18 protein-coding genes and 1 pseudogene are annotated in these 23,217 nt (G+C 48.2%); 12 read left to right on the top strand and 7 right to left on the bottom strand.

What is annotated here, in order from left to right; translation table 11 throughout:
• Positions 1 to 48: 48 nt before the first annotated feature.
• A complete protein-coding gene (locus JOY44_RS20070; protein ID WP_171575322.1) occupies positions 49 to 3,765 on the bottom strand; it encodes an NB-ARC domain-containing protein in 3,717 nt (1,238 codons plus the stop codon).
• A gap of 518 nt (positions 3,766 to 4,283) precedes the next feature.
• On the opposite strand from JOY44_RS20070, the gene JOY44_RS20065 reads away from it, so the two are divergent.
• The 3 genes from JOY44_RS20065 to atpC all read left to right on the top strand — a co-directional run bounded on the left by JOY44_RS20065 (position 4,284) and on the right by atpC (position 7,105).
• The gene (locus tag JOY44_RS20065) at positions 4,284 to 4,871 is read left to right on the top strand and encodes a helix-turn-helix transcriptional regulator (RefSeq protein WP_203032069.1); all 588 of its coding nucleotides are present in this window, start codon (positions 4,284 to 4,286) and stop codon (positions 4,869 to 4,871) included.
• Positions 4,872 to 5,138: 267 nt separating this feature from the next.
• Positions 5,139 to 6,596: a F0F1 ATP synthase subunit beta gene (atpD, locus tag JOY44_RS20060; RefSeq protein ID WP_171575320.1), complete on the top strand. Its 1,458-nt coding sequence runs from the start codon at positions 5,139 to 5,141 to the stop codon at positions 6,594 to 6,596.
• Positions 6,597 to 6,691: 95 nt separating this feature from the next.
• A complete protein-coding gene (gene atpC / locus JOY44_RS20055) occupies positions 6,692 to 7,105 on the top strand; it encodes an ATP synthase F1 subunit epsilon (protein ID WP_171575319.1) in 414 nt (137 codons plus the stop codon).
• Positions 7,106 to 7,159: 54 nt separating this feature from the next.
• Here atpC and JOY44_RS20050 read toward each other — a convergent pair whose 3' ends face one another.
• Positions 7,160 to 8,074, bottom strand: coding sequence for an alpha/beta fold hydrolase (locus JOY44_RS20050; protein WP_171575318.1), 915 nt, complete (start codon positions 8,072 to 8,074; stop codon positions 7,160 to 7,162).
• A gap of 107 nt (positions 8,075 to 8,181) precedes the next feature.
• Between JOY44_RS20050 and JOY44_RS20045 the strand changes: the two genes are divergently transcribed.
• Positions 8,182 to 10,485: a DUF4912 domain-containing protein gene (locus JOY44_RS20045; protein ID WP_171575317.1), complete on the top strand. Its 2,304-nt coding sequence runs from the start codon at positions 8,182 to 8,184 to the stop codon at positions 10,483 to 10,485.
• A gap of 109 nt (positions 10,486 to 10,594) precedes the next feature.
• On the opposite strand, the gene JOY44_RS20040 is transcribed toward JOY44_RS20045, so the two are convergent.
• The 4 genes from JOY44_RS20040 to uvrA all read right to left on the bottom strand — a co-directional run bounded on the left by JOY44_RS20040 (position 10,595) and on the right by uvrA (position 16,268).
• Positions 10,595 to 11,161 (bottom strand): DUF937 domain-containing protein, encoded by a 567-nt coding sequence (locus tag JOY44_RS20040; protein ID WP_171575316.1) that lies wholly within the window; start codon positions 11,159 to 11,161, stop codon positions 10,595 to 10,597.
• 582 nt (positions 11,162 to 11,743) lie between these two features.
• A complete protein-coding gene (locus tag JOY44_RS20035) occupies positions 11,744 to 12,310 on the bottom strand; it encodes an IS630 family transposase (protein WP_171571904.1) in 567 nt (188 codons plus the stop codon).
• Between the two features lie 27 nt (positions 12,311 to 12,337).
• On the bottom strand, positions 12,338 to 12,823 hold the full coding sequence (locus tag JOY44_RS20030; RefSeq protein ID WP_171571905.1) for a helix-turn-helix domain-containing protein: 486 nt from the start codon (positions 12,821 to 12,823) through the stop codon (positions 12,338 to 12,340).
• A 391-nt stretch (positions 12,824 to 13,214) separates the two neighbouring features.
• The gene (gene uvrA / locus JOY44_RS20025; RefSeq protein ID WP_171576135.1) at positions 13,215 to 16,268 is read right to left on the bottom strand and encodes an excinuclease ABC subunit UvrA; all 3,054 of its coding nucleotides are present in this window, start codon (positions 16,266 to 16,268) and stop codon (positions 13,215 to 13,217) included.
• A gap of 387 nt (positions 16,269 to 16,655) precedes the next feature.
• On the opposite strand from uvrA, the gene JOY44_RS20020 reads away from it, so the two are divergent.
• From JOY44_RS20020 to JOY44_RS20010, 3 genes are all read left to right on the top strand, one after another.
• Positions 16,656 to 16,985, top strand: a complete 330-nt coding sequence (locus JOY44_RS20020) for a hypothetical protein (protein ID WP_171575315.1) — start codon at positions 16,656 to 16,658, stop codon at positions 16,983 to 16,985.
• A 142-nt stretch (positions 16,986 to 17,127) separates the two neighbouring features.
• Positions 17,128 to 17,490, top strand: coding sequence for a phasin family protein (locus JOY44_RS20015; RefSeq protein ID WP_171575314.1), 363 nt, complete (start codon positions 17,128 to 17,130; stop codon positions 17,488 to 17,490).
• A gap of 163 nt (positions 17,491 to 17,653) precedes the next feature.
• Positions 17,654 to 18,070: a hypothetical protein gene (locus JOY44_RS20010; RefSeq protein ID WP_171575313.1), complete on the top strand. Its 417-nt coding sequence runs from the start codon at positions 17,654 to 17,656 to the stop codon at positions 18,068 to 18,070.
• Here JOY44_RS20010 and JOY44_RS20005 read toward each other — a convergent pair.
• Complete coding sequence (locus JOY44_RS20005; protein WP_171575312.1) at positions 18,053 to 18,607, bottom strand: GrpB family protein; 555 nt, start codon at positions 18,605 to 18,607, stop codon at positions 18,053 to 18,055. The two genes, JOY44_RS20010 and JOY44_RS20005, sit on opposite strands and share 18 nt — an antisense overlap.
• Before the next feature lie 76 nt (positions 18,608 to 18,683).
• Here JOY44_RS20005 and hisC point away from each other — a divergent pair, with 76 nt between their 5' ends.
• The 5 genes and pseudogenes from hisC to JOY44_RS19980 form a co-directional block, all read left to right on the top strand.
• The gene (gene hisC / locus JOY44_RS20000; RefSeq protein WP_197985598.1) at positions 18,684 to 19,754 is read left to right on the top strand and encodes a histidinol-phosphate transaminase; all 1,071 of its coding nucleotides are present in this window, start codon (positions 18,684 to 18,686) and stop codon (positions 19,752 to 19,754) included.
• A gap of 84 nt (positions 19,755 to 19,838) precedes the next feature.
• A complete protein-coding gene (locus tag JOY44_RS19995; RefSeq protein WP_171575311.1) occupies positions 19,839 to 20,573 on the top strand; it encodes a phosphoadenylyl-sulfate reductase in 735 nt (244 codons plus the stop codon).
• Positions 20,574 to 20,769: 196 nt separating this feature from the next.
• Positions 20,770 to 21,420 (top strand): NAD(P)H-dependent oxidoreductase, encoded by a 651-nt coding sequence (locus JOY44_RS19990; RefSeq protein WP_171575310.1) that lies wholly within the window; start codon positions 20,770 to 20,772, stop codon positions 21,418 to 21,420.
• Positions 21,421 to 22,039: 619 nt separating this feature from the next.
• Complete coding sequence (locus tag JOY44_RS19985) at positions 22,040 to 22,225, top strand: hypothetical protein (protein ID WP_197985597.1); 186 nt, start codon at positions 22,040 to 22,042, stop codon at positions 22,223 to 22,225.
• A 12-nt stretch (positions 22,226 to 22,237) separates the two neighbouring features.
• Positions 22,238 to 22,954: pseudogene (locus JOY44_RS19980) on the top strand (class I fructose-bisphosphate aldolase); the annotation flags it as partial.
• Between the last annotated feature and the right edge of the window lie 263 nt (positions 22,955 to 23,217).

The following is a 23,217-nucleotide window of genomic DNA, read 5'->3' as shown; positions in this document are numbered from 1 at the left end:
CCGGGGTGAGGATGAAGGATTAAGGCACTGGGATGACTTTAACAAATATTAAGAATCAATGGCGAATTCTGGCTTCAATTCCACAGCTCCCAAGGTTTTCAATGTGGATAGTTGGGCAACGGTCAGTCCGGTCACGCCAGCAATATTCATGGCTTCATAAGGTCGGGGACTGCGGAGGATGCCCGCACAGTCACCGGTTTCAGCATTCCAAAGTCGAATGGTTTCATCCTCACTGCTGCTAGCCAGGATTTTACCGTCGGGGGCGAAGGCAACAGACCAAACGCGGCGATCGTGCCCTTGCCACACTTGGAAACAGTCACCCGTTGCCAAATTCCACAGACGCACGGTGCCATCCACCCCTGAACTCGCTAGCACATCTGCTTTTTCAGGCTGAGCGCTTTGGGTGGTGGGTGAAGAAGTTGGGCAAATCGCGATGGATTCAATTGGCGCGGTGTGTCCGGTTAAAGTCTTGAGGCAGGCTCCGGTTTGCCAATCCCAAGTTTTGATGGTGCGATCGGCGCTGCCGCTAATCAGCATTCCATCGGTTGTAAAAGCAACGGAACGAATGCGGGAGGTGTGTCCGGTTAGCTGACGCAGACAGGTGCCCGTGTGGATATCCCAAAGTTTGACCGTGCAGTCATCATCACCGCTGGCAAGCACGCGATCGCAGGGGCTAAAGGCAACCGAAAACCCATAGCTACTGTGGCAATCGAGTATCGCGATGCAGTGTCCTGTGGCGCTATCCCACAAACGGATACAGTGATCGGAGCTAGTGGTCGCCAAATGGGTGCCGTTGGCATTGAAGGTAGCCGACGAAACCCAGTGAGTGTGACCGATTAGCGTTTGTAAACAGGTTCCCGTTGCCACATCCCACAGTTTTACAGTATGGTCAAAACTGGTGCTGGCAAGGAGTTTACCATTTGGGCTAAAACTGACTGACCACACCCATTGGCGATGTCCGCGCAAAATATTTACGCACCGACGGGTTTGCAGATTCCACAATTTGATCGTGTGATCGGCACTGCTGCTGGCAAGCAGGGGATCAGTAGGACTAAAGGCAACATCTAACATAAAGCTGGCATAGCCTTGGATAGTTTTAAGGCATTGCCCAGTACGGCTATCCCAAAACCGCACGGTTTGGTCGGCTCCACCGCTGGCGATCAGTCCATCCAATCCTTCTGAGTCAGAATGATCTCGATCGAAATGCTGGGGATTAGGCGCAAATGCAACAGAGCGAACATGGGCAGTGTGTCCATAAAAGGTTCGCAGGCATTGTCCCGTTGCCACATCCCACAGCTTGAGCGTGTGGTCTTCGCTGGCGCTGATCACGGTTTTGCCGCTGGGGCTAAAGCTGACCGATCGCACGTTGTTGGTATGTCCGTTGAAGGTGTTGAGGCACTCGCCTGTTTCGGCATCCCAAAGCTTGAGCGCGCAATCGTCACTGCCGCTGACTAAGAGGGAACCATTCAGGCTGAAGGCAACGGATCGGACGTTGCTCGTATGACCTTTTAAGGTGTTGAGGCATTCTCCCGTGTTGACATTCCACAATTTAATTGTGCAGTCGTCGCTGCCGCTCGCAATGATGGACTGGGTAGGGCTAAAGGCGATCGTACATATCCAATGGGCATGCCCTTGTAAGGTTTTCAAACAGTCGCCTGTCGTCACACTCCACAAACGAATCGATTCAGAATCTACGCCGCTGCTTGCCAACACCGCCCCATCTGGACTAAAGGCAACTGATAAGATCCAATCCGTCTGCCCTTCTAGGGTTTTCAAGCAGTATCCGGTCGCGAGTTCCCATAGTTTGAGGGTGCCATCGGCACTGCTGCTGGCTAATAACTTGCCGTTTGGGCTGAACGCAACGGAGCAAATCCAATTAGTGTGACCGCGAAAAGTGACTATTTTCTTGCCATCGTCCATCCGCCAAAGGTGAATTTCTCCTGCAGAATCGCTGACTGCTAACAGGGTGCCATCGGGGCTGAAAGCGACTGACCAAACGTTTCCCAAGGATTCGTTAAACACTGAGCGAACAAAGTGAACATTGGCAAAGTTGATGTGATGCAGTTCTACCTCTTGTAAATAAGCTTGGCGAATCGTCAAGTTGGAAAAATCAAAGTCGTTTAACTCCAGCTTGAGATGATTCAGCAAGTTGATTATCGTGCCAGTCGCATATCCAGCCGCGAGTTGTGGCTGCGATCGCAGGTCTGCCAATAGTGCCTGAGTACATTCTGTAATTTCTTTGGGCGATCGTAGTGCCACCAATCGACTCGTGATCGGGTTCAAAATTAGCCGCGTTTGGCTCTCTCGTAGGTAATCTTTTGCTTCTGCTTTGAGGAGCGCGTGGGAGTGGAGCAGGGGAAGCGGGCGCGGGGAACCGGGAGAAGGGGGACAGGGAGAAAGGGGAAAGTCTTGAGTAATAGAGAGGTTGGAATTGAATAAAACATGGGAATTAAGTTCTTGACACACTTGCTCAATCAGCCGCCCGGTGATGTATTCCATCACGACGGGTTGCAGGGTAAATCCGTCGGCGGTAGCTTCGATAAAAAAGCGATGTTTGAGCGATCGCAAGGTGCTGGGTAATTTCTGCTTGGCAAGGGGCGACAGTAAGTCGTCTCGTAGCTCAGTAAAAGAGGTGATTTCTCGGTTGATTGCCAACCAGTACATCACTTCTTGTTCCAAACTAGATAAACAGTTAAATTGGCGATCAATGAGGTCGCGAATATCGTCAAAGACAAACGTGCCAAGAATGGTCAAAAAATCAGACACATTGCTGTTAAATAATTCTTGAATCGCTGCCGCTACTATTTTGAGCGCGAGAGGATTTCCGCCATAGTGCTGCACCAGGTGCTGCCAGTCTGCCTCAGTGGCTTGAAATTCACCTTTGCGCGCAAATAGGGTCTTGCCATCGATCTCATTCAAACCTCCTAGCGGAAACGATCGCACGGGTAAGGTAATGCCCTCATTCCAGGCGATCGCCTCTGGCTTTTCACGACTCGTGAGCAAGATACAGCTTTCATGAGTTAGGTCACTCAGGCGTTTTAACAGGGTTGTATAACCTTCATCGCTTAAGCGTTGCGGATCTTGGCAGGGCAACACCGATTCTGCGTTATCTAAAATCAACAAGCATCGATGCTGACGCAAGTAATCCATCAACCGCAAAATCCGACCATTCAAATCGGCGGGAAGCGTGGCTTGGGTTTCTTGCCCGTGGGATAAAAACTGAATCCAATCGGCAACCAATGCTTCTGCGGCAGGGGCGTTTTGGAGCGATCGCCAGACTACATACTCAAACTGATGCTGAACTGTTTGCGCTAACTTAACCGCCAACGCCGTTTTGCCCATACCGCCCATGCCCATCAACGATACTAATCGGCAGCGCTCATCCACAATCCAACGCTCCAACGTTGCTAGCTCTTGGGTGCGTCCTGTAAAGCGAGTACTGTCGGGTGCCTCACCCCAATCTTGGTGAGGATTGGGCGCAGCGGAATGAAACAACCCTGTCGCTGGACAATGATGCTCTGCCCATCGCCGCAAGACCGCCTGCAAGTTTCGTTTGGTGATCTTGATTCCCGTCAAATCAGAGAGCGAACCCCATAGTTGGGCACCCACATTTTTGATGTGATCTGGGGTGTAACCAAACTGTTCAGCCATGCGTTCGTAAGTCCAGTCATCCCAAGCATGACGAAATACAAGCTCTTGCGTATCGTTGAGGGTTGTTTGTCCAAGCACATCATCCAGAATCGTCAACGCTTCTTCGATTGTCATAGTAGATAACCCTGTGTAGCGCAACATGGTCGGGGGCGGTCGTTTGTTGCTATACGCTTCACGATGGAACTCTAAGGTTCCTGAATAGAAAAATCTGCTCTTCCCTTGCCTTTTCCCCCTGCCCGTTTCACCAAGAAGGATGAGATGGTAAACGCAAAAAATCAAGACAGACGACTAGCAGCGGTTTAGCAATCTTTCTAATTCCACTGTAAGTCAGGGCACACAGCCATCGGTTCACCTGTTTATGTGAGGTTGATGTGAGAAGTTGATGACTTGCACAGTAACGCTTAGAGAATTTGATGTAGCTCCCTCAAGAGCATGACCTTTTCTTACCTCAAAGTCCGTGACTTTTTCCCACTGCGGTTTCTCGGATGGCTCGGTAGAGTTTAGACATTACTCAGACCCAAGCGTTACTAGATTCATTTCAAAGCCCAGACAAATTGATGCTTCATGGGCGATCCGAGCCGCCAACTCAAGCGATCGCAGAAACTGTAATGTTTATCAGCCCCCATAACATTATGTCTAATTCAACAAGCCCCCAATTTCTGCTGCAAGCTGTTCTTGAAAGTTTTGTAGACGGCATTTTAGTCCTCACCGATCGACAGGAATTGCACTACGCTAACGCCACGGCCCAACAACTCTGCTTTCAACTCACCCAAAAAGTAGGTGCCCTGCCTGAAATTATTTGGCAAGCCTGTGAGGCTCTGATCGATAGCCGCGATCTCTATCCCAATCAGCCCATCGTGCTCGAATCAGAGGTAGAGTCAGCAACCGTTAATCTCCGAATCCGCGTGCAATGGCTGCAACTGGACACCATCGATCGCCCCTACCTCCTAGTCAGACTGCAAGATCAACACCAGGCGACCCAAAGATTGGCGATCGCCGAAGCGCAAACCTGGAAACTCTCCCCACGAGAAACCGAAGTTTGGCTTCATCGCAGAGCAAGCAATAGCCGCAAACAGATTGCGATCGCACTTTATATCACGGAGGACACCGTTAAAAAACATCTGAAAAACATTCAAATCAAACGCCAATTTTACATAGATATGCAAGACTGCCGGGTCACATCCTCCAGTGGCCCATTCAAAGTCCCCTGCTTTGTTTAAATTAAGTTAAGTGCCGGATACATGCGGAATAATTTTGGGCGTTGCTGATTAGAGAGATGAATTATCAAATCTGCATTCAGCCATGCCTAATTTTGCATAAATTCCGAACTCCCAACTTTGAACTCCCAACTTTGAACTCCCAACTTTTCCCTTCAAAAACTCTGTAATCATCTGTTACCCGTTCAGTGATAAGCTTGTGAAGGCAATTTTTAAGATTGTTTGCCAACAAAACATTCGAGTCGCTGAGTCACAGAGTAGGGCGTAAGCATGGTCACCACCACAGAGAAGAGAAGCATCGGCTACATTACGCAGATCATCGGTCCTGTACTAGATATCAAGTTCCCAAATGGGAAGATGCCAGAAATTTACAATGCTGTAAAAGTCACGGGCACCAATCCAGCAGGCACAGAAGTTAACGTCACCTGCGAAGTACAGCAGCTATTAGGTGATAACCAAGTTCGAGCTGTATCCATGAGTTCGACCGACGGGTTGGTTCGTGGCATGGAAGTAATGGATAGTGGCGCACCCATTAGTGTTCCAGTGGGAGCGATTACGCTTGGTCGGATTTTCAACGTTTTAGGCGAACCTGTAGATGAGCAGGGTCCTGTTGATGCCAAGGAGTTTTCTCCAATTCACCGTGATGCTCCTAAGCTAACGGAATTGGAAACGAAGCCCTCGGTTTTTGAAACCGGAATTAAGGTGATTGACCTGCTAACACCCTACCGTCGTGGCGGCAAAATTGGGTTGTTTGGTGGTGCAGGCGTTGGTAAGACCGTCATCATGATGGAGCTGATTAACAACATTGCAACCAACCATGGCGGGGTATCGGTGTTCGGCGGTGTAGGCGAACGCACCCGCGAAGGCAATGACCTTTATAACGAAATGATGGAGTCTGGCGTTATCAACAAAGATAATCTCAGCGAATCCAAAATTGCGTTGGTCTATGGTCAGATGAACGAACCACCCGGTGCCAGAATGCGCGTCGGTCTTTCGGCTTTGACTATGGCGGAATACTTCCGAGACGTAAACAAGCAGGACGTGCTCTTGTTTATCGACAATATCTTCCGATTTGTGCAAGCGGGTTCTGAAGTATCAGCGCTTCTCGGTCGGATGCCTTCTGCGGTGGGATACCAGCCAACCTTGGGGACCGATGTGGGCGATCTGCAAGAGCGGATCACTTCTACAACTGAAGGTTCTATTACTTCTATTCAAGCAGTTTATGTGCCTGCGGATGATTTGACTGATCCCGCCCCTGCAACCACCTTTGCCCACCTGGACGGCACTACAGTGCTATCTCGCGGTTTGGCATCTAAAGGGATTTATCCTGCGGTCGATCCATTGGATTCAGCGTCTACGATGCTGCAACCCAACATTGTGGGAGAGGATCACTACTCAACTGCACGCGCTGTGCAGTCTACGCTGCAACGCTACAAGGAATTGCAAGACATTATTGCAATTTTGGGTCTGGATGAGTTGTCTGAAGACGATCGCCTGATCGTGTTTCGTGCCCGTAAGATTGAGCGATTCTTGTCTCAACCTTTCTTTGTGGCGCAAGTGTTCACTGGCTCTCCGGGTAAGTATGTATCGTTGCCTGACACCATCAAAGGCTTCAAACAGATCTTGTCTGGCTCTTTAGATGACTATCCTGAGCAAGCCTTCTACATGGTCGGCAGTATTGATGAAGCGATCGCTAAAGGCGAGAAGCTGAAGGCTGAAGGCAAGTAAGCAAGCGATGACCGCTCAGTTTTGAGTTTTGGGCAAGCTGTATTTGCTCAAAACTCAAAACTTAAAACCTAAAACTCAACACTCAAAATTAAGTTATGCCTCTAACTGTTCGTGTGATTGCTCCTGATAAAACGGTTTGGGATTCTCAAGCTGAAGAAGTGATTTTGCCCAGCACCACCGGGCAGCTTGGTATTCTAGGCGGACACGCTCCCATGCTGACCGCATTAGATACTGGCGTAATGCGAGTCCGATCTGATAAAAACACCTGGGTTCCGATCGCTCTAATGGGTGGCTTTGCAGAAGTTGATGCGGATGAAGTCACCATCTTAGTCAATGGTGCCGAGCGTGGCGATTCCATTAATAAAGAAGAAGCTCGTGTCTCATTCACAGCCGCTCAAGAGCAATTTAATAAAGCCCAGCAAAGTGGTTCTCGGCAAGAGTTTATTAAAGCAACCAGAGTATTGAAACGATCCCGAGCGCGGTTTCAAGCTGCGGGTGGAATGGTTTAAGTTGTCAATCAGACATTAGAGACGCAAAATTTCAGTCTCCATAATAATTTTATATTAGTGCTTCGATAGAAACTGTTGGAGCATTCCAATTGTGAGCGCAGGTTGTTCTAGAGACAGCAATACGCCAGCGCTAGGCACCTTCACAAATTCTTGGATATAAGTCGGATTTAGCCTAGCAACCCGCTGCCCCAAGTCGGCGGTGATGAATTGAGCATTCTCTCCCCACAGAATCATGGTGGGGATTTTTAGTTGCGGAACATAATTTGCCAGGTCAAAATATAGATCGCCCCGGAGAAATGCGAGAGCGGCATATTGGGCATTGGGCTGCTTTGCCGATTCTAAATAGGCTGCCACCATTTCGGGAGAGACGCGGCTGGGCTTAGCAAACAAAAAACGTTCTAAAAAACTCCGCACAGCCACTTCATTCATCGCACCTATGCTGTAAATCATTTGATCTAGCAGGGGCATCCCAATCGCCTGCAAAGGCAATCGTCGCCCAGCATCTTGTCCTAAATCGGCGAAGCCCGATGGGCAAACCAAACACAACGCCTTGAACAAGTCAGGGCGCTCTCCAGCAAGACGCAGAGCGATCGCGCCCGTTAAGGATGATGCGATTACAATGGCAGGGCGATGAACGGTCGTTGCGCGATCGCTCCCGCAGGTTTTCTCCAAAAACTCCGTCAGCGTCACCAGATAATCTTCTACCCGATACTCTCGCACCAGGTGAGCAGACCGCCCCCAGCCAATCAAATCAGGAGCTATTACTCTGTAACTATCCAAAAACGCTGGATAAACTTTTGACCATTCATAGGCAGAAGCGCCACCGCCAAAGTTATGCAAAAAAACTAGCGGTTGAGCATCAGGCGGTGGCAACACCCAGGGTGTGCCTACCGGAACGTAGTACACCATTTCGCCCAGAGATGTTTCAACAATCTGCTGCCCCATACCGGGTGGATGAAACTGAAGCATAATTAATGTGCCAATTTAAGCAAACTGAACTAAATTCAACATACGCAGAATTTCGCCGTAAAATCGATTGGAAATTTAAAAGCTTCACCTCGTCAGGGAAACTGTAGATGAAAACCCCTCAGCGTCCATACATTTCAATTCTCCCCCTGGCGATTTTGCTTGCCCTTGCAGCATTCCCCAAGCTTCAGGGTAGCGGTTTTCTGTCGCCTGTGTTTGCTCAGTCTTCGACCTCGACACCCTTGCTGCCGTCAGACTCACTACCCACAGGAACAACTGTTCGAGTAGAAGGCTCAAACAGCATGACAGCGATTACCCAAGCGGTTAAGCAAGGATTTGAGCAACAATATTCAGGAGCCAAAGTAAACCTGGCAACCGTTCCAACCAATAATGCTCTGCAAGCTCTGAGAGAGGGTCGGATTGACATTGCTGCCAGCGCTCGCCCGTTGACCAAAGAGGAAGCGGCAGAGGGATTTGTAGCGGTTCCCGCAGCTCGCCATAAGATTGCCCTTTTTGTGAAAGAAGAAAATCCTTTTGAAGGCACATTAACGATTGAACAATTTGCCCAAATTTTTCGAGGAGAGATCACAAATTGGGCAGATGTAGATGGCACTGAGGCGACGGTGCGGTTGATAGATCGTCCTGAAACGAGCGATACCCGTCAGGCATTTCTGAACTATGACGTCTTTCAAGGAGCACCCTTTGAAACCGGAGAATCGGCAGTAAAGATTGCAAAAGATAAAACCGCAGATGTAATTGCAAAACTAGGAACTGATGGCATAGGCTATGCGATCGCCGATCAAGTCATCAATCAACCGGGTATTCGTATTCTTTCCCTGTACGATACGTTTCCCGATAACTCTAAATACCCCTTTTCCCAGCCGCTATCATATATCTATAAAGAGCCGTCCAGCCCCGCAGTGAAAGCCTTTTTAGGTTACGCAACGACTCCAGAAACTGTCATTGAAATCGAGAAAGCCAGAGTTCAAGCCGCCAAACTAGCCGAAACAGGAACAGTTGCCGCCGTTCCTAACAATTCACAAGTTACCTCGCCCGATTCTACCAATCGCGGGGATAACAGCGACAGTAATTGGTTGGGTTGGCTGTGGTTGCTGTTGCCACTACTGGGATTACCGCTGCTTGCATGGTGGCTCAAAGGACGGGCGGGAGCTGCTCCCGTTGCGACATCGGCCGTTGCAGCGGTTGGACATCAGAACAACCGCATTGTGCTGACCCCACGAAATTGTCGTGACGCTTATGCCTATTGGGAAATCTCTGAAGCATCCAAAAAAGCACGACAAGAGCAGGGAGGCAGGCAACTTCTGTTGAGGCTTTACGATGTAACGGGCATAGATGTTGAACGTCAGCCACCTCACAGCATACGCCAGTTTGAGTGCCGCGAAGGGATGCAAGACACTCACCTACCGATCTCCCTGGACGATCGCGATTATTTGGTGGAATTGGGGTATATCACAGAGGACAACCGCTGGCTACCCTTGGCTCATTCTGTGCCGGTGAGAGTGCCCAAATGCAATCCCGTAGGACAAGACCTAGAGACTGGAGCGATCGCCGCCATCCCTGCGGGGGCAGCCGCAGTCGCCTATACCGCCGACGATCGCGAAAGAGTGAATGCTCCCGTGCGGCAACCAGAATATACTAGTGCCGACTGCCGCATTATTCTCACTCCGTGCAATTGCCGCGATGTTTACGCCTATTGGGAACTGTCTCAAGCAATGCAAATGGAGCTACAGCGCAATAAACGAGAAAAGCTATCCATTCGCCTATGTGATGTGACTGGTACCAACCCAGATCGCCAGCCACCCCACACGATTCGCCAATTTGAATTTGATGCCCGTGCCCAAGATGTACATTTGCCGATCGTAGTCGATGATCGAGACTACCTGGTGGAGTTAGGCTATCCTATCGCTGGCAACCGCTGGGTTAGGTTAGGGCGCTCCGAATCGGTACGCGTGCCTAAGTGCAGTCCTGTCGCAGATAGTTCATCAAGAGCTAATAGTGCAGCAACGGCTGAATCTACTATAGGAGGCAGTGCACAGGTAAGTGATCGCGCTCCAATGCAGTCCACTCAAAATCTTAGCGATATTATTTTGGAATCGCGTGGTGCCTCAAACGCCTATGTTGCGTGGAACCTGGCGGAACGTGAGAAAAATGCTGCTATTAGTCAGGGCGGAGGTAGATTAGCACTACGTCTCTATGATGTGACCAACATTAACTTGGATTATCAACCGCCTCACAGCGTTTATGAATACGAGTGCAGTGAAGCTGATCATGATCGCTATTTATCTATTCCAGCCAGTGATCGCGATTATTTAATTGAGCTAGGCTATGTTATCGATGAAGGTCGTTGGCTAAAATTAGCACGTTCCAAGTCTATTCGCATTCCAACAACCTGAGTTTTGCCTAGTAGTTCATCAAACTTCTTTTGACGGGTTCACTATGAGGGAATGAGTCGATGAAATATCGCACATCGACTCATTCCCTCGTCAGCGATGGCTTAATTAACTACTGGTGCGGAGCGTTTAGGAAACGACCAGCAAACTTCATTACGTCACCTAAATCAGTGTCTCCGTCGCGAGCGCTGTCCAGGAAGGCACTTAAGAGTAGATTTCCACCCCGACTACCTGGAGCAGGCGCACCCATGTTAAAAAAATTCATCACAATGGGCAACACCGAAGGCAACACGGTTTGAACCATGCCAGTGTTCATGCCAGTTTTTTGGGAAATACTATTAATTAGCTGTTGTTGCATTTCGGCAGGAATTATAGATTGCAGTGCTGATAGGCTGAAATTGCCGCTAGATGCTTGCCCCATCATGCCACCGTTTGCACCTGCAAATTGACTAATCATCCCAGCCAGTTGAGATGCTCCACCTACAGCGGCAGCTTGTTGCTGCAACACTGGACGCAAAGCACTTCCAGCCGCAGATAGCAAAGATTGAGTGGCTGCGGCATCCAATCCGTTTTTGCTAGCCAATTGCTGTACTGCACTACTCATGGAGCTTAGCCCATCAATGCTTGCCTGTTGATTCGGATTGTTAACAGCGCTGAGTACGTCGAAGAAAAGTCCCATGGTGTTATTCCTTATTAGTGTCGAAATTAGTGTCGAATTGTTTCAGCTTAGTTAGAACCGAGTGTGAAGTGTCGGTAGCTATTGTGTCGGATTGTTGGAAAGCTGACAAGCGATTGTCGTTATCCAGAGATCATGAATACCGTCTAAAGAGGAATTCCCCATTAACCTAAATCTTTCCTCAACGAAAATAATTTGGAGCAATCGAAGATCAGGGCAGTGATAGGGGAACTTAGCGGCAATTTCCAATATTGCTGTAAACACCTCCTGTGGTGTAACAGTTTAAGGATTGTATTGGCTTGCTGGTACCAGAGAAGGATTGTATTAGCTTGCTGGTACCAGAGGTCGTTGCGGTAGGGGGCCCCCATTGTAGCGATTACGTTTCCCATTTTCTCTGAACTTGCGACCCCATTCGGCACACTCTGCCTCTTTTTCAGCGTTGCTACCCGTTTGAATCATTCTGCAAGCACTAGGAATACCAACAACTTTCGATTCAGGAAAGGTGTAAGCATTGAGTTCTTGAGGTTGACCTACTAATGCGAACGTTGGGTGCAAAATCACTGCTAAGGTCGATGTAATACCAATTTAAATGGTTTCAATGACAGATAGTGCATTGAGGATAAAGGGGTAGCCCGTGAGAGAAGCAATCACTTGAGGGGTTAACTGGGATAAGAGTTGATCTACTCTGGATTGCAGTTGGTCAAGCGTTTTGAACGAAACCCACTTGAGATCCGCCTTGAGATATTCCCATAGCCTCTCAATTGGATTTAACTCCGGACAGTAAGGCGGTTGGAACACCAGGATAATGTTCTGTGGCACAATCAACGCTTTGCCTTTGTGGAACCGTCCGTTATCCACTTGCAGGATATTGAGACTATCGGGGTAAGCCTTGGAGAACTCATCCAAGAAGCATTGGTAGCACTCGGTATCGACATGGGAGAACTGCCAGAAAAAGGATTCTCCGGTGGCAGGTTCCACAGCGCCATAGAGCCAGAATGCTTTGAACACCCGTTGCCATGAGCCAATGGGTTTCACTCCAAAGGCTGTAATCAAACGCCCGATAATGGTATGCAGCCCAAAGCGGCTCTCATCCCCAGCAAAATAGCGAATAGGTCGTTTATCCTGGCGCACTTGCCGAGCGTATTGGCTCAACAAATCGAGGTCGTCTGCAAGGTTTGCTTAAATGCCTCTCGTTGTGCTCGGTTCTGCTTGAGGTTGTTGGGGACGAGCCACTTTTAGCTTGGCTTTGAGCCGATAACGGGTCATCTGGTAGACCGCATGATACTGGGCTTCTATTCCTAAACTCTCCAAGAGCCACTGCTGCACCTCCCCATAGCTGTCAAACCCATTGTCCGGTTCCTGCAATCGCTTTGCTAAGGCAACTTCTGCCCACATTGGAATCATCCGGTTGCCTCCTCCTGGCGTTGGCTTGACCACCAGCAATGCCTCTAATCCTTGTGCTCGATACAGCGCTAACCACTTTTGCACCGTGCCTCGATGCCTGCCAATTGCAACCGCGATCTGGCTGATGCTCGGTGCTTGCGCTCGTTTGAGCCAGTACAACACTTGCAATCGTTCTTTAACTATCGGCTGTTCAACCGTTCGCAAGCGGGTGCCTAACTCCTCGAGACTTTCTTTAATTACGATTGCGCTGACACCAGCCATGATTAGACTCTCACCTCTACATTCCTCAGTTTATCTGATCTGTAACTACTCCAATTTAATTTGGTATGACTATGGCGGTAAATCTCATCCCAAAGTGTAAGAGTTTCATAAGATTCAAATGAGACAAGGTTTAGGCGAGAGACGTGGTGATCTTAGACTACCCACTCACTGCCTTGCTCTGGTGGATGTAAAGTTCCGCAATCCTTACTATCTATTTGAGAAATTCAAACTAGTAGCGAAAATTGCCTAATAGGGCGCGGCAAATTCATTCCTAAGCACACTACTTGGCTTTGACCTATTTGTAGCTTTGAAGATTCGGTGGCGATCGCTAAACTATCTACGTTAGCCAACTAGAGCAGAATACATATCAGTTATCTGTTTATTACTAAGTCTAGGCAGTGACAAGAGCGGAAGAATAGTGCTGTAGGACTTGTTTTAAGTATTGCCCAGTGTAGGAACTTGGGTTATCTGCTACGGTTTCTGGAGTGCCCACCGCGATTAGCTCGCCACCGAGATCGCCGCCTTCAGGTCCCAGATCAATTAGCCAGTCAGCACACCGAATCACATCCAAATTGTGTTCAATCACCAAAATCGAGTTGCCCTTGTCCACCAAGCGCTGCATCACATCGAGTAATTTGTGAACATCATAAAAAGATAAGCCTGTGGTGGGTTCGTCGATCAGGTAAAGGGTTTTGCCCGTGGCTCGTCGCGATAATTCTGTTGCCAGCTTCACCCGTTGCGCCTCTCCACCAGACAAAGTCGGAGCCGTTTGCCCTAATCGCATGTATCCCAATCCTACATCTGCCAGAGTTTGCAGGCGATTAAAGGCTTGAGGGATATTTTTGCAAAATTCAGCCGCCTCTTCCACCGTCATATTCAGCACATCTGCAATGGATTTATCCTTGAACTTCACTTGCAAGGTTTCGCGGTTATATCGCGCCCCTTTGCACACTTCGCACTGCACATATACATCCGGCAAAAAGTTCATTTCAATCACGTTTACGCCCTGTCCAGCACAGGCTTCACAGCGACCGCCCTTGACGTTAAACGAAAATTGCCCTGGTTTATAACCCCGCGCTTTTGCTTCAATTGTTTCGGCAAACACATCTCGAATAACGTCAAATACACCGGTGTAAGTGGCAGGGTTGGAGCGGGGAGTGCGTCCAATGGGCGATTGATCAATGACAATCACTTTGTCCAGAGCGCCTAATCCATCAATCCCATCCATGTCTTTGGGGAGTGGAACTTTGCTGCCAAAATGGTGCTGGAGAGTGGGGTAGAGCAATTCATTGATCAGAGTTGATTTGCCAGAACCAGATACGCCAGTGACGCTAACCAGTTCGCCTAACGGAATTTCGACGTCAATATTTTTAAGGTTGTTTCGGTGGGCATTGCGAATTTTGAGCGATCGCCCATTGCCCGTGCGGCGTTCTATGGGCGTATTAATCACCTTGCGCCCTGACAAATATGCTCCGGTTAGCGATTCTGGGGCATCCAATAAATTCTCAAAGCTACCTTCGGCAATAATTCTGCCGCCATGTACACCTGCCCCAGGTCCAATATCTACCAGATGATCGGCAGCACGAATGGTTTCTTCGTCGTGTTCAACCACAATGAGAGTATTGCCAAGGTCACGCAGACGAACCAATGTTTTTAAAAGGCGCGCATTATCTCGCTGGTGCAGCCCAATACTGGGTTCATCTAGTACATACAGCACACCTGTCAGCCCGGAACCTATTTGAGTAGCAAGCCGAATTCGCTGAGCCTCCCCGCCAGATAAGGTCATAGCTGCGCGATCGAGGGTGAGATAATCCAGCCCCACATCCAGCAAAAACTGAAGTCGGGCTTTGATTTCTCGCAGCACCAAATCTGCAATTTGCGCCTGACGTGGAGTCAAGTGCATTTGATTAACGCGGTTAAGACATTCGCGGATGGAAACGCCCGTGAGATCGGTGATGCGATATTGCCCAATGCGAACCGCTATTGATTCGGGGCGCAAACGCTGACCATGACACACTTCACAGGGCTGATCGACGAGGTACTGCTCCAGTTTTTGCTTATAGGTATCAGAGTTTGCTTCTTGATACTGTCGCTCCAGCATCGGTAAAGCGCCCTCATAGCGGCGACTATAGCCTTTGCCTTCCCGATAGCGAGAGTCTACATCAATCCAGATGGGGTCTTTGGAGCCATGGAGAAGCACATGCTTTTGCTCGTCGGTGAGTTGCTTCCACGGCGTTTGAATATCAAAGCCAAATGCTGCTGCGACACTGCATAGCAAGGAAAGATAGTAGGTGTTGTCTTTATCTGACCAGGGGGCGATCGCGGCGTAGACAGGCAGTTCTGGATTGGGAATCACCAGTTCTGCCGAAAATTTGCGGTGCATTCCCAGTCCATGACAGGCAGGACAAGCACCATAGGGCGAGTTGAAGGAAAACAAGCGTGGCGAGAGCTCTTCCATCACTGCACCATGTTCGGGGCAGGCGAAATTTTCAGAGAAAACGAGAGGACTAGGGGCTGGGGGTGAGGAGCTAGAATCGCCGTAACTGCCACCTTTTTCAGCCACTTTGAGCGATTGCCCTACCGGAAACGCAACGACATTGTCGGTTCCCTGCTCCCTATTGATTCCCGGGGCTGTGTCTTTTGTTACTTCTTCTGACAGCACATCAATAATGGCGATGCCTTCAGAATGCTTCAGGCAAGTGTTAAGGGAATCCACCAAGCGTTCTTGAATTCCCTCTTTTCTGACTAGGCGATCCACCACAATTTCGATGGTGTGCGCCTGATTTTTATCTAGCTCGATCAAGTCTTCTAGCTCACGCACTTCACCGTCAATTCGGACTCTGACAAAGCCCTCGGAACTAAGACTAGAAAGCAACTTTCGATGAGTGCCCTTTTTGCCACGAACTACGGGAGCAAGAATCTGAAAGCGAGTGCGATCGGGTAGATCCATCACGCGATCGCACATTTGGTCAATCGTTTGAGGCGCAATCGAGCGATCGCAATGGGGACAGTGAGGCTCTCCGGCACGCCCATACAATAAGCGTGTGTAGTCGTAAATTTCAGTAACGGTGCCCACGGTAGAACGTGGGTTGTGAGAAGTGGATTTTTGATCGATCGAAATGGCAGGACTCAGCCCTTCAATCGCATCAACATCTGGCTTATCTACCTGACCCAAAAACTGACGGGCATAGGCACTGAGCGATTCTACGTAGCGGCGCTGACCCTCAGCAAAGATGGTATCAAACGCAAGCGATGACTTGCCTGACCCAGAAACACCTGTAAACACAATCAGGCGATCGCGGGGCAGCTCCAAATCGATATTTTTCAGATTATGTTGCCGCGCGCCTCGAATCCGAATCGTATTTAGCGGAGAGGGAAAAACAGAACTGTGACCGTTCTGAGAATTAACGGCTGAATCGTCTGAATTATTCCGGCGTTTAGGCATAGCAACCGAAGGACACATTCCTTAATGATTAATAGATTCTATCGTTTCCGCTCGACATTGCACCCTGTTTGGCAATAACGGATATGCTCTAAATATCAGGGGCGAGACTCGAGTTGAGTCATAAATTGAAGCGTCAACCATCCAGGCGTTTTTTGAACACCTTCTTTTAAAGTTGTTTAGACGCTAAAAAGTGAGATGAATCTTAGCTCTTAATTAATCTTAAGCAATAAAAATAATCTGATGAACATTTTTACTACTTTAGACTAGCAGAAGGTTCATTGTTGCATAGGGTTGATACTTTAGGTAGAGCGTAGGGCTTACTGGAAAAAGGCATAATCGTCACAAATATTCGTTGAAACCATGTCCGACTTGAGGGAAACAGTTGACTTGTCAGAACTGTCTGACGAGGCACTTATAGAGATTTGCAGAGCTGCTGAGGTAATTGCTTGTGAGTGTCCTGGCTACCTAGCACGTTTGTTACGGCAAGTACGAACGTTTCGCGCTTATACCACCAGTTGTATTGAACAGTTTCCAATCGATACCGAGACTCATCTGTGGCTGGCAGACCGAGCCACACAGGTTGAGAGTATTCTTTTGCAAACTATGATTGAATTAATGCAAAAGGAAAATCTGATTGATGACGCTCACCAAGTTTCATTGGACAGACTATCTGAACGGGCGCGTGCAACTATGCTGAAGCAGGTTGGAATATTGTGATTCCCCAACAATGACTGCAAAAGTTGTCTTCTAAAAAATGATGGCAACTCTCAGCCACTTTTGCCTATTCTGAAGATATTGAAGACAGGGATTCTAATTTGAATCAGTCCATTCGTGAAAGGTTTGATTAGGAGCAAAAGCAATGGGTTTAGGAGATATTGTCCAAAAAGCGATGTATTTAGGAGTGGGATTAGCATCCTTAGCCGGAGAAAAAGCCACTGAAAAATTAGTTGAACTGCGATCGCAAGCGCAAAAGCTTGCCGACGAAATGGTGGCACGCGGTGAAATGAGCACTGAAGAAGCCCGTCGCTTTGTGGATGAGATGGTTAATAAAGCTCAAAATCCTACGGTAGAAAGTTCAACTCCTAAACCTTCAGCTGAGCCTCGCAAAATTGAGATTTTGGATGAGGACGAATCAGCCGCCCCAGACTCTAGCAATGTGGATGAAATGCGTCGTCGAGTAGAAGAGCTGCAAGAAGAGCTAAAAAATCTACGAAACAGCTGAGTTGTAGGCTTTGTCGAATTTTTACAGGTTAGATTTTAGGCTATGATAGCTGCATTCATGCATGCAGCTATTCAAACTTCACCACTGAATCCTGTCTTGCAAATATATTCGAGGATGCGCCCCATTCCTCCAATGTTCTTTAACACAATTGAAATAGGTCACTATGGAAAGCTGGTCACGTGAGTTCTCTGAAATGATGCAGATGTTGGCAGAAGGAATCGAACAGTTGGTGACAGATGTAACCCAGCAAATGGATAAGGCGATCGATTCTTTTATCGACACATCAGAAGAGATTGCTGAGCAGTTACACAACACGTTTGAGCGTGAGATTGAGCCTCACCTCGACGATTTTTTTGACCCTATTCTAGAAGCGTATCTTGGGTTTGAGGTTGCAGTTGGAGAAACCACGCAGCCGTTTACCCATACTGTGGAACCCATGCTGAATGACCATACTGCTTGCATTGGGTGCCGCAACTATCATGGTCAGGCGTATAACGGGGTGATGCTTGTTTGTGGAATGCACCCATCGGGTTGGGAAGACGAGAAATGCCCTGATTGGGAATCAACTTGGAAGGAATAACGGCTTGCACCACTCTAAAGCCTGCCGTTCTTTCTCTTTAATGAAGCTATCTTTGCCGTCCATGTAGCTTTCCCGATCATCGGGATATTGATTAGCCAAACTGCGCTTTAGCTGGCTGTACTGGTGTGCCTCGTCAGGATGGGCAATCAGGTAATCCCGAAAGGCTAAATGGCGATCGCTTTCCGGTGAACCCTGTTCAAAAACGTGGACATGATGGGTTCTAACGCCTGCTGCATCGTGCTTGCGGAAATATCGACGACCTGCAATGCCAAACTCACCCATTGCTTCATAGCCCAAGGTTGCCATTGCGGCATTTCGAGTATCGACTTGAGTAAGATTTTTCGCCTCAACTAAAATGTCAATAATTGGTTTGGCGTAAATATTTGGAATTGCTGTGCTGCCAATATGGTGAATTGCCACGATTCCCGTAGGGATCGTTTCACGAATCGCCACACCCAAAACAGCAGTAATTTCTTTCGCTTCTTCTATGAAGGCATCTCGCCACACTGGATCATAAGGAACAACTTCTACTTTCATAGATTGGTTTAGCCTTTTCAAACAATATTCTGATAAGCCTTCTATCACCACTGTAAAATAAAATTTTTGTGTCCTTGTGACTCATGCTATTTCTATGACGCACTACTTTCGCCCAAATGTAGAAGCTATGGCGGGTTATGTTCCTGGGGAGCAACCTAAGCCTGGGACGAACATTATCAAACTTAACACGAACGAAAACCCCTATCCGCCGTCCCCAACCGCAATGAGGGTACTGCAAACCTTGGATGGTGAGTGTCTCCGGCGGTATCCCAATCCCTTTGCTAATGACTTTCGGCAGGCAATTAGCGAAGTGCTGGAGGTTCCACAAGACTGGATTATTGTCGGCAATGGCAGCGACGATATCTTAAATATTTTGGTGCGTGCTTGCACCGAACTTGGGCGTAGCGTTGTCTATCCTACGCCAACCTATGTCTTGTATCGTACTTTGGCAGAAATTCAACCTGCAAATGTAGTCGAAATTTCTTATCGAGATGATTTTCAGTTGCCCATTGAGGAACTGGTTGCGGCAAAGGGCGCCGTCACTTTCATTGCGTCGCCCAACAGTCCTTCCGGTCATGTTGTACCGACAGAAGATTTGCAGCTTTTGGCATCAGAGCTTTCTGGTGTATTGGTGGTAGATGAGGCGTATGTAGATTTTGCAGATGAAACAGCGCTGTCACTCGTACAAGAATTTGACAACGTAATCATTGCCAGAACCCTATCTAAAGGATATTCTTTAGCAGGTTTACGATTAGGCTTTGGAATTGCCAATCCAAGTTTGTTAAGTGGTTTATTTAAAGTCAAAGATAGCTATAACGTGGATGCGATCGCGTGTTTAGTGGGCGCTGCCGCTATGCGCGATCAAGCCTACAAAAATGAGTGCGTTGCTAAAGTAAAAGTGTCTCGTGCGAAGTTGCTGTTGGATCTCAAGCAGCTTGGTTTCCAGGTGCGCGACTCTCAAACTAATTTTTTGCTGGCCGCCCCGCCCAAAGGCAATGCTGGAGAAATTTATCTAGCACTGAAGGAACGCGGTATTTTGGTACGTTATTTCAACCAACCTGGACTCAATGACAAACTCCGGATTACTGTAGGCACTGAATCACAAAACCAAGGCCTAATTGAGGCGCTCATTCACTTAGTTCAATAGAGCAGCGAACAGAGATCCAGGGGACGACACTGGCTTGATAGAATGAATGCTGCGTGAAAACGATCCTTTTAGAGAGTACCCATCATGGCGCAAACGGTTGCCGCACTCGATATTTCCAGTTTGGAAGCAGAACTTGCCAGTCAAAGCCCCCAAAAAATCTTAGAGCGATCGCTGAGTCTGTTCGACAATATTGCAATTTCCTTCAGCGGTGCGGAAGATGTGGTGCTGATTGATATGGCGCACAGATTAAACAAAGCCGTCAAAGTTTTTAGCCTAGATACCGGTCGGCTCCATCCTGAAACCTATCAGTTCATTGATCGCGTTAGAAAGCACTACGGCATTGCGATCGATATTATGTTTCCCGACCCAGCCCAAGTGGAGGAGATGGTCACTGCCAAGGGTCTTTTCAGTTTCTATGAAGATGGGCACAATGAGTGCTGCGGTATTCGCAAAGTCGCTCCTCTGCGCCGCAAACTTTCTACTCTAGATGCCTGGATCACGGGACAGCGGCAAGATCAAAACCCTGCAACCCGTGGCAAGGTGCCTGTTGTGCAAGTGGATAGTGCGTTTTCGTCAGGCGATCGGGCGCTAGTGAAGTTCAACCCGCTCTCCAACTGGACTTCTGCCGATGTCTGGATGTACATCCGCTCCTATGAAGTTCCTTACAATTCCCTGCACGATCGCGGTTTTGTCAGTATTGGCTGTGAACCTTGCACAAAAGCTATTTTGCCAAACCAGCACGAGCGGGAAGGACGCTGGTGGTGGGAAGATGCAACGAAGAAAGAGTGTGGCTTACACGCTATAAACCAACCTCAGTAGGATGCATTCAAAGTGCGGGGTACGGAGTGCAAAGTTCCAACAGTGTTTTCCACAAGACTCAACATATCTTCTGCGGAAAGATTAGGTGAACAAAACTCCGAACCCTGAACTCTGAACTCAGTTCTCCTCTACACAGCTTCCATTAAAGGGTGTGGAGTATACTCATCGAGTTCATTAAAGCGCAACAGTTTTATCCATGAGTTTAACCACACCCACCGATTTGCTAGAACGCCTTAACTGGCGATATGCCACCAAAAAGTTTGATTCCACTAAAACGATCCCAGCAGATGTTTGGACCGCTTTAGAAGAGTCCTTAGTTTTAACTCCTTCTTCCTATGGGCTGCAACCCTGGAAATTTTTGATTATCACCAGTGCAGTACTCAAAGCCCAACTTCAACCGTTGTCTTGGAACCAAGCGCAAGTGGGTGATTGTTCCCATTTTGTGGTGTTCACCATTAAAAAAAATCTTACTACTGAGCATGTGGATCGCTTTGTAGATCGCACGGCTGAGGTAAGAAATACTGAGGTAGAGTCCTTAGCAGGCTATCGAAAAGTGATGGTCGGTGATGTAGTGTATGGTGCCCGCAGCTTAAGCGTAAATGAATGGGCAACCCGGCAAACCTACATCGCGTTGGGTAATTTTATGACCTGTGCGGCGTTGCTGGGTGTAGATACTTGCCCGATGGAAGGAATTGAACCCGCAAAGTATGACTCGGTATTAGGACTTCCCGAAAAAGGCTATGCAACGGTTGTTGCTTGTGCAGCAGGCTATCGAGCCGAAGACGATAAATATGCCACCCTAGCAAAGGTGCGATTTGATAAGTCTGAGGTGATTGAAACGTTGTAATGGTGTTAGCGATGCGCTTTTCTGGAGCTTAGGTTGCCCTAAATACCATTCGCTATCTATCGTTGTAATCTGCATCGCTGCTTGAGCCAAGGCCTGTAGATTGTTATCTGTAATATCTTGCTCTAACTGCTCATCCCAACACTGAAGTGATGACCCATAACCCTAGGTTCAGATGCGGGCTTATTGATTAGGCTTGAAAACCGCGTTGATTGCAGCAAAAGCGGGTTACGTTACTAGCGCAAATCTGATGATTGACGGGGGTTCAGTGCCTAGCTGCACTTGAATGACAAATCCTAATGCTTGTTGTCGATCGTAGTTCGCTAGCTCATATCGATAAGCTAGCTCCATGTTCTTTCGCTTTTAACGGTTGGTTGTCCTGCCCTAATACTCTTTTGTGTAGCTCCAGCTAGAATAAAACCATTATTCAAATCGACCCTGCAATCCGGTTAGCCTTGCTGCCTTGATTTGCAAAGTTGCTGAATCGTGATTCAATCCGTCTAACATGTCGATCGCTACTGGCTAGGGTTGAGACAACGGGCGATTATCAACATTTATAGCTATTTTTCCCTTCAGATAGAACTCTACTCAACTGATAGAACAAAGAGCAAGAGATAGAACGATGACTCAACGAGTAAAAGAAATTCTCAGTTGGTACGGTAGCGACAATCCAGGAACGCTGACCAATCTAGCGCGATTGATGAATCATGGCAGGCTGGCAGGAACCGGAAAGTTCGTCATTTTGTCCGTTGATCAAGGTTTTGAGCATGGTCCGGCTCGCAGCTTCGCACCGAATCCACCTGCTTAGGATCCTCGTTATCACTTTGAATTGGCGATCGAAGCGGGCTGCAATGCCTATGCTGCACCATTGGGATTTTTAGAGGCAGGCGTACGGGAGTTTGCCGGTCAAATTCCACTGATTCTCAAAGTAAACGACCACGATGTCTTGTTAGATGAGGCAGACCCAATGCAAGCACTCACGAGCAGTGTGCAGGATACGCTGCGGCTAGGCTGCGTCGGGATCGGCTTCACAATTTATCCAGGTTCCACTCATCGTCTAGAAATGTATGGGCAGATCCGAGCTTATGCTGAAGAAGCCAAGCGTCATGGACTGATTGTGGTGATTTGGTCCTATGCACGAGGCTCGGGGTTAAGCAAAGCGGGAGAAACGGCGATCGATGTGACTGGATATGCTGCTCAAATTGCTGCCCAATTGGGTGCCCATATCATCAAGGTCAAACTGCCAACAGACCATATTGAGCAAGAAGCCGCCCGTAAGGTTTATGAGAAAGCGCAAATCCCCATCTCGACCTTGACTGAACGAGTGAGCCACGTTGTACAATGCACCTTCAATGGACGACGGATTGTGATCTTTTCGGGTGGGGCGATCGACAGTGATGAAGCTCTACTGACTGAAATTCGCGCGATCCAAGATGGCGGTGGATTTGGTTCAATCGTTGGACGCAATTCCTTTCAGCGCTCCAAGCCAGATGCTCTACGACTACTCAATACAATGATGGATATTTACAGCGGTTAGGCGGCACTCAATCACACCATGCACAGCCCAAATTGCGCACTCGGTAGCATATTAATCAGGCATGGATTAATTCACTGTAGAGATTGATTTCGCTTTCTAGATTACAGACTTATCAAGGTCAATGTAGCCCTCATTAGTTACTCTAAGTAATAAGGGATAACAAGCAAGTTTCTTTGATTTGCTCAAAGAAGGCTCTGAACTCACCCGCGCCACTACCCCGGATTGCAAATTACCACTTGATTCTCTGCCCAAACCCCAGCCAC

Origin of the sequence: Leptolyngbya sp. Cla-17, from assembly GCF_016807185.1 — a bacterium.
Lineage (GTDB): Bacteria > Cyanobacteriota > Cyanobacteriia > Leptolyngbyales > Leptolyngbyaceae > ULC077BIN1.
The sequence above is the reverse complement of the archived record's forward strand: the minus strand, read 5'-3'. Positions and strand labels throughout refer to the sequence as shown.

Bases quoted from the DNA above. Each gene is read 5' to 3' on its own strand.
- JOY44_RS20015 (WP_171575314.1), top strand. From the start codon at position 17,128: ATGGGTTTAGGAGATATTGTCCAAAAAGCGATGTATTTAGGAGTGGGA.
- JOY44_RS20010 (WP_171575313.1), top strand. From the start codon at position 17,654: ATGGAAAGCTGGTCACGTGAGTTCTCTGAAATGATGCAGATGTTGGCA.
- uvrA (WP_171576135.1), bottom strand. From the start codon at position 16,268: ATGCCTAAACGCCGGAATAATTCAGACGATTCAGCCGTTAATTCTCAG.
- JOY44_RS20065 (WP_203032069.1), top strand. From the start codon at position 4,284: ATGTCTAATTCAACAAGCCCCCAATTTCTGCTGCAAGCTGTTCTTGAA.
- JOY44_RS20045 (WP_171575317.1), top strand. From the start codon at position 8,182: ATGAAAACCCCTCAGCGTCCATACATTTCAATTCTCCCCCTGGCGATT.
- JOY44_RS20030 (WP_171571905.1), bottom strand. From the start codon at position 12,823: ATGGCTGGTGTCAGCGCAATCGTAATTAAAGAAAGTCTCGAGGAGTTA.
- JOY44_RS19985 (WP_197985597.1), top strand. From the start codon at position 22,040: ATGACTCAACGAGTAAAAGAAATTCTCAGTTGGTACGGTAGCGACAAT.
- JOY44_RS19990 (WP_171575310.1), top strand. From the start codon at position 20,770: ATGAGTTTAACCACACCCACCGATTTGCTAGAACGCCTTAACTGGCGA.
- JOY44_RS20005 (WP_171575312.1), bottom strand. From the start codon at position 18,607: ATGAAAGTAGAAGTTGTTCCTTATGATCCAGTGTGGCGAGATGCCTTC.
- atpC (WP_171575319.1), top strand. From the start codon at position 6,692: ATGCCTCTAACTGTTCGTGTGATTGCTCCTGATAAAACGGTTTGGGAT.
- JOY44_RS19995 (WP_171575311.1), top strand. From the start codon at position 19,839: ATGGCGCAAACGGTTGCCGCACTCGATATTTCCAGTTTGGAAGCAGAA.
- JOY44_RS20050 (WP_171575318.1), bottom strand. From the start codon at position 8,074: ATGCTTCAGTTTCATCCACCCGGTATGGGGCAGCAGATTGTTGAAACA.
- JOY44_RS20070 (WP_171575322.1), bottom strand. From the start codon at position 3,765: ATGACAATCGAAGAAGCGTTGACGATTCTGGATGATGTGCTTGGACAA.
- JOY44_RS20040 (WP_171575316.1), bottom strand. From the start codon at position 11,161: ATGGGACTTTTCTTCGACGTACTCAGCGCTGTTAACAATCCGAATCAA.
- atpD (WP_171575320.1), top strand. From the start codon at position 5,139: ATGGTCACCACCACAGAGAAGAGAAGCATCGGCTACATTACGCAGATC.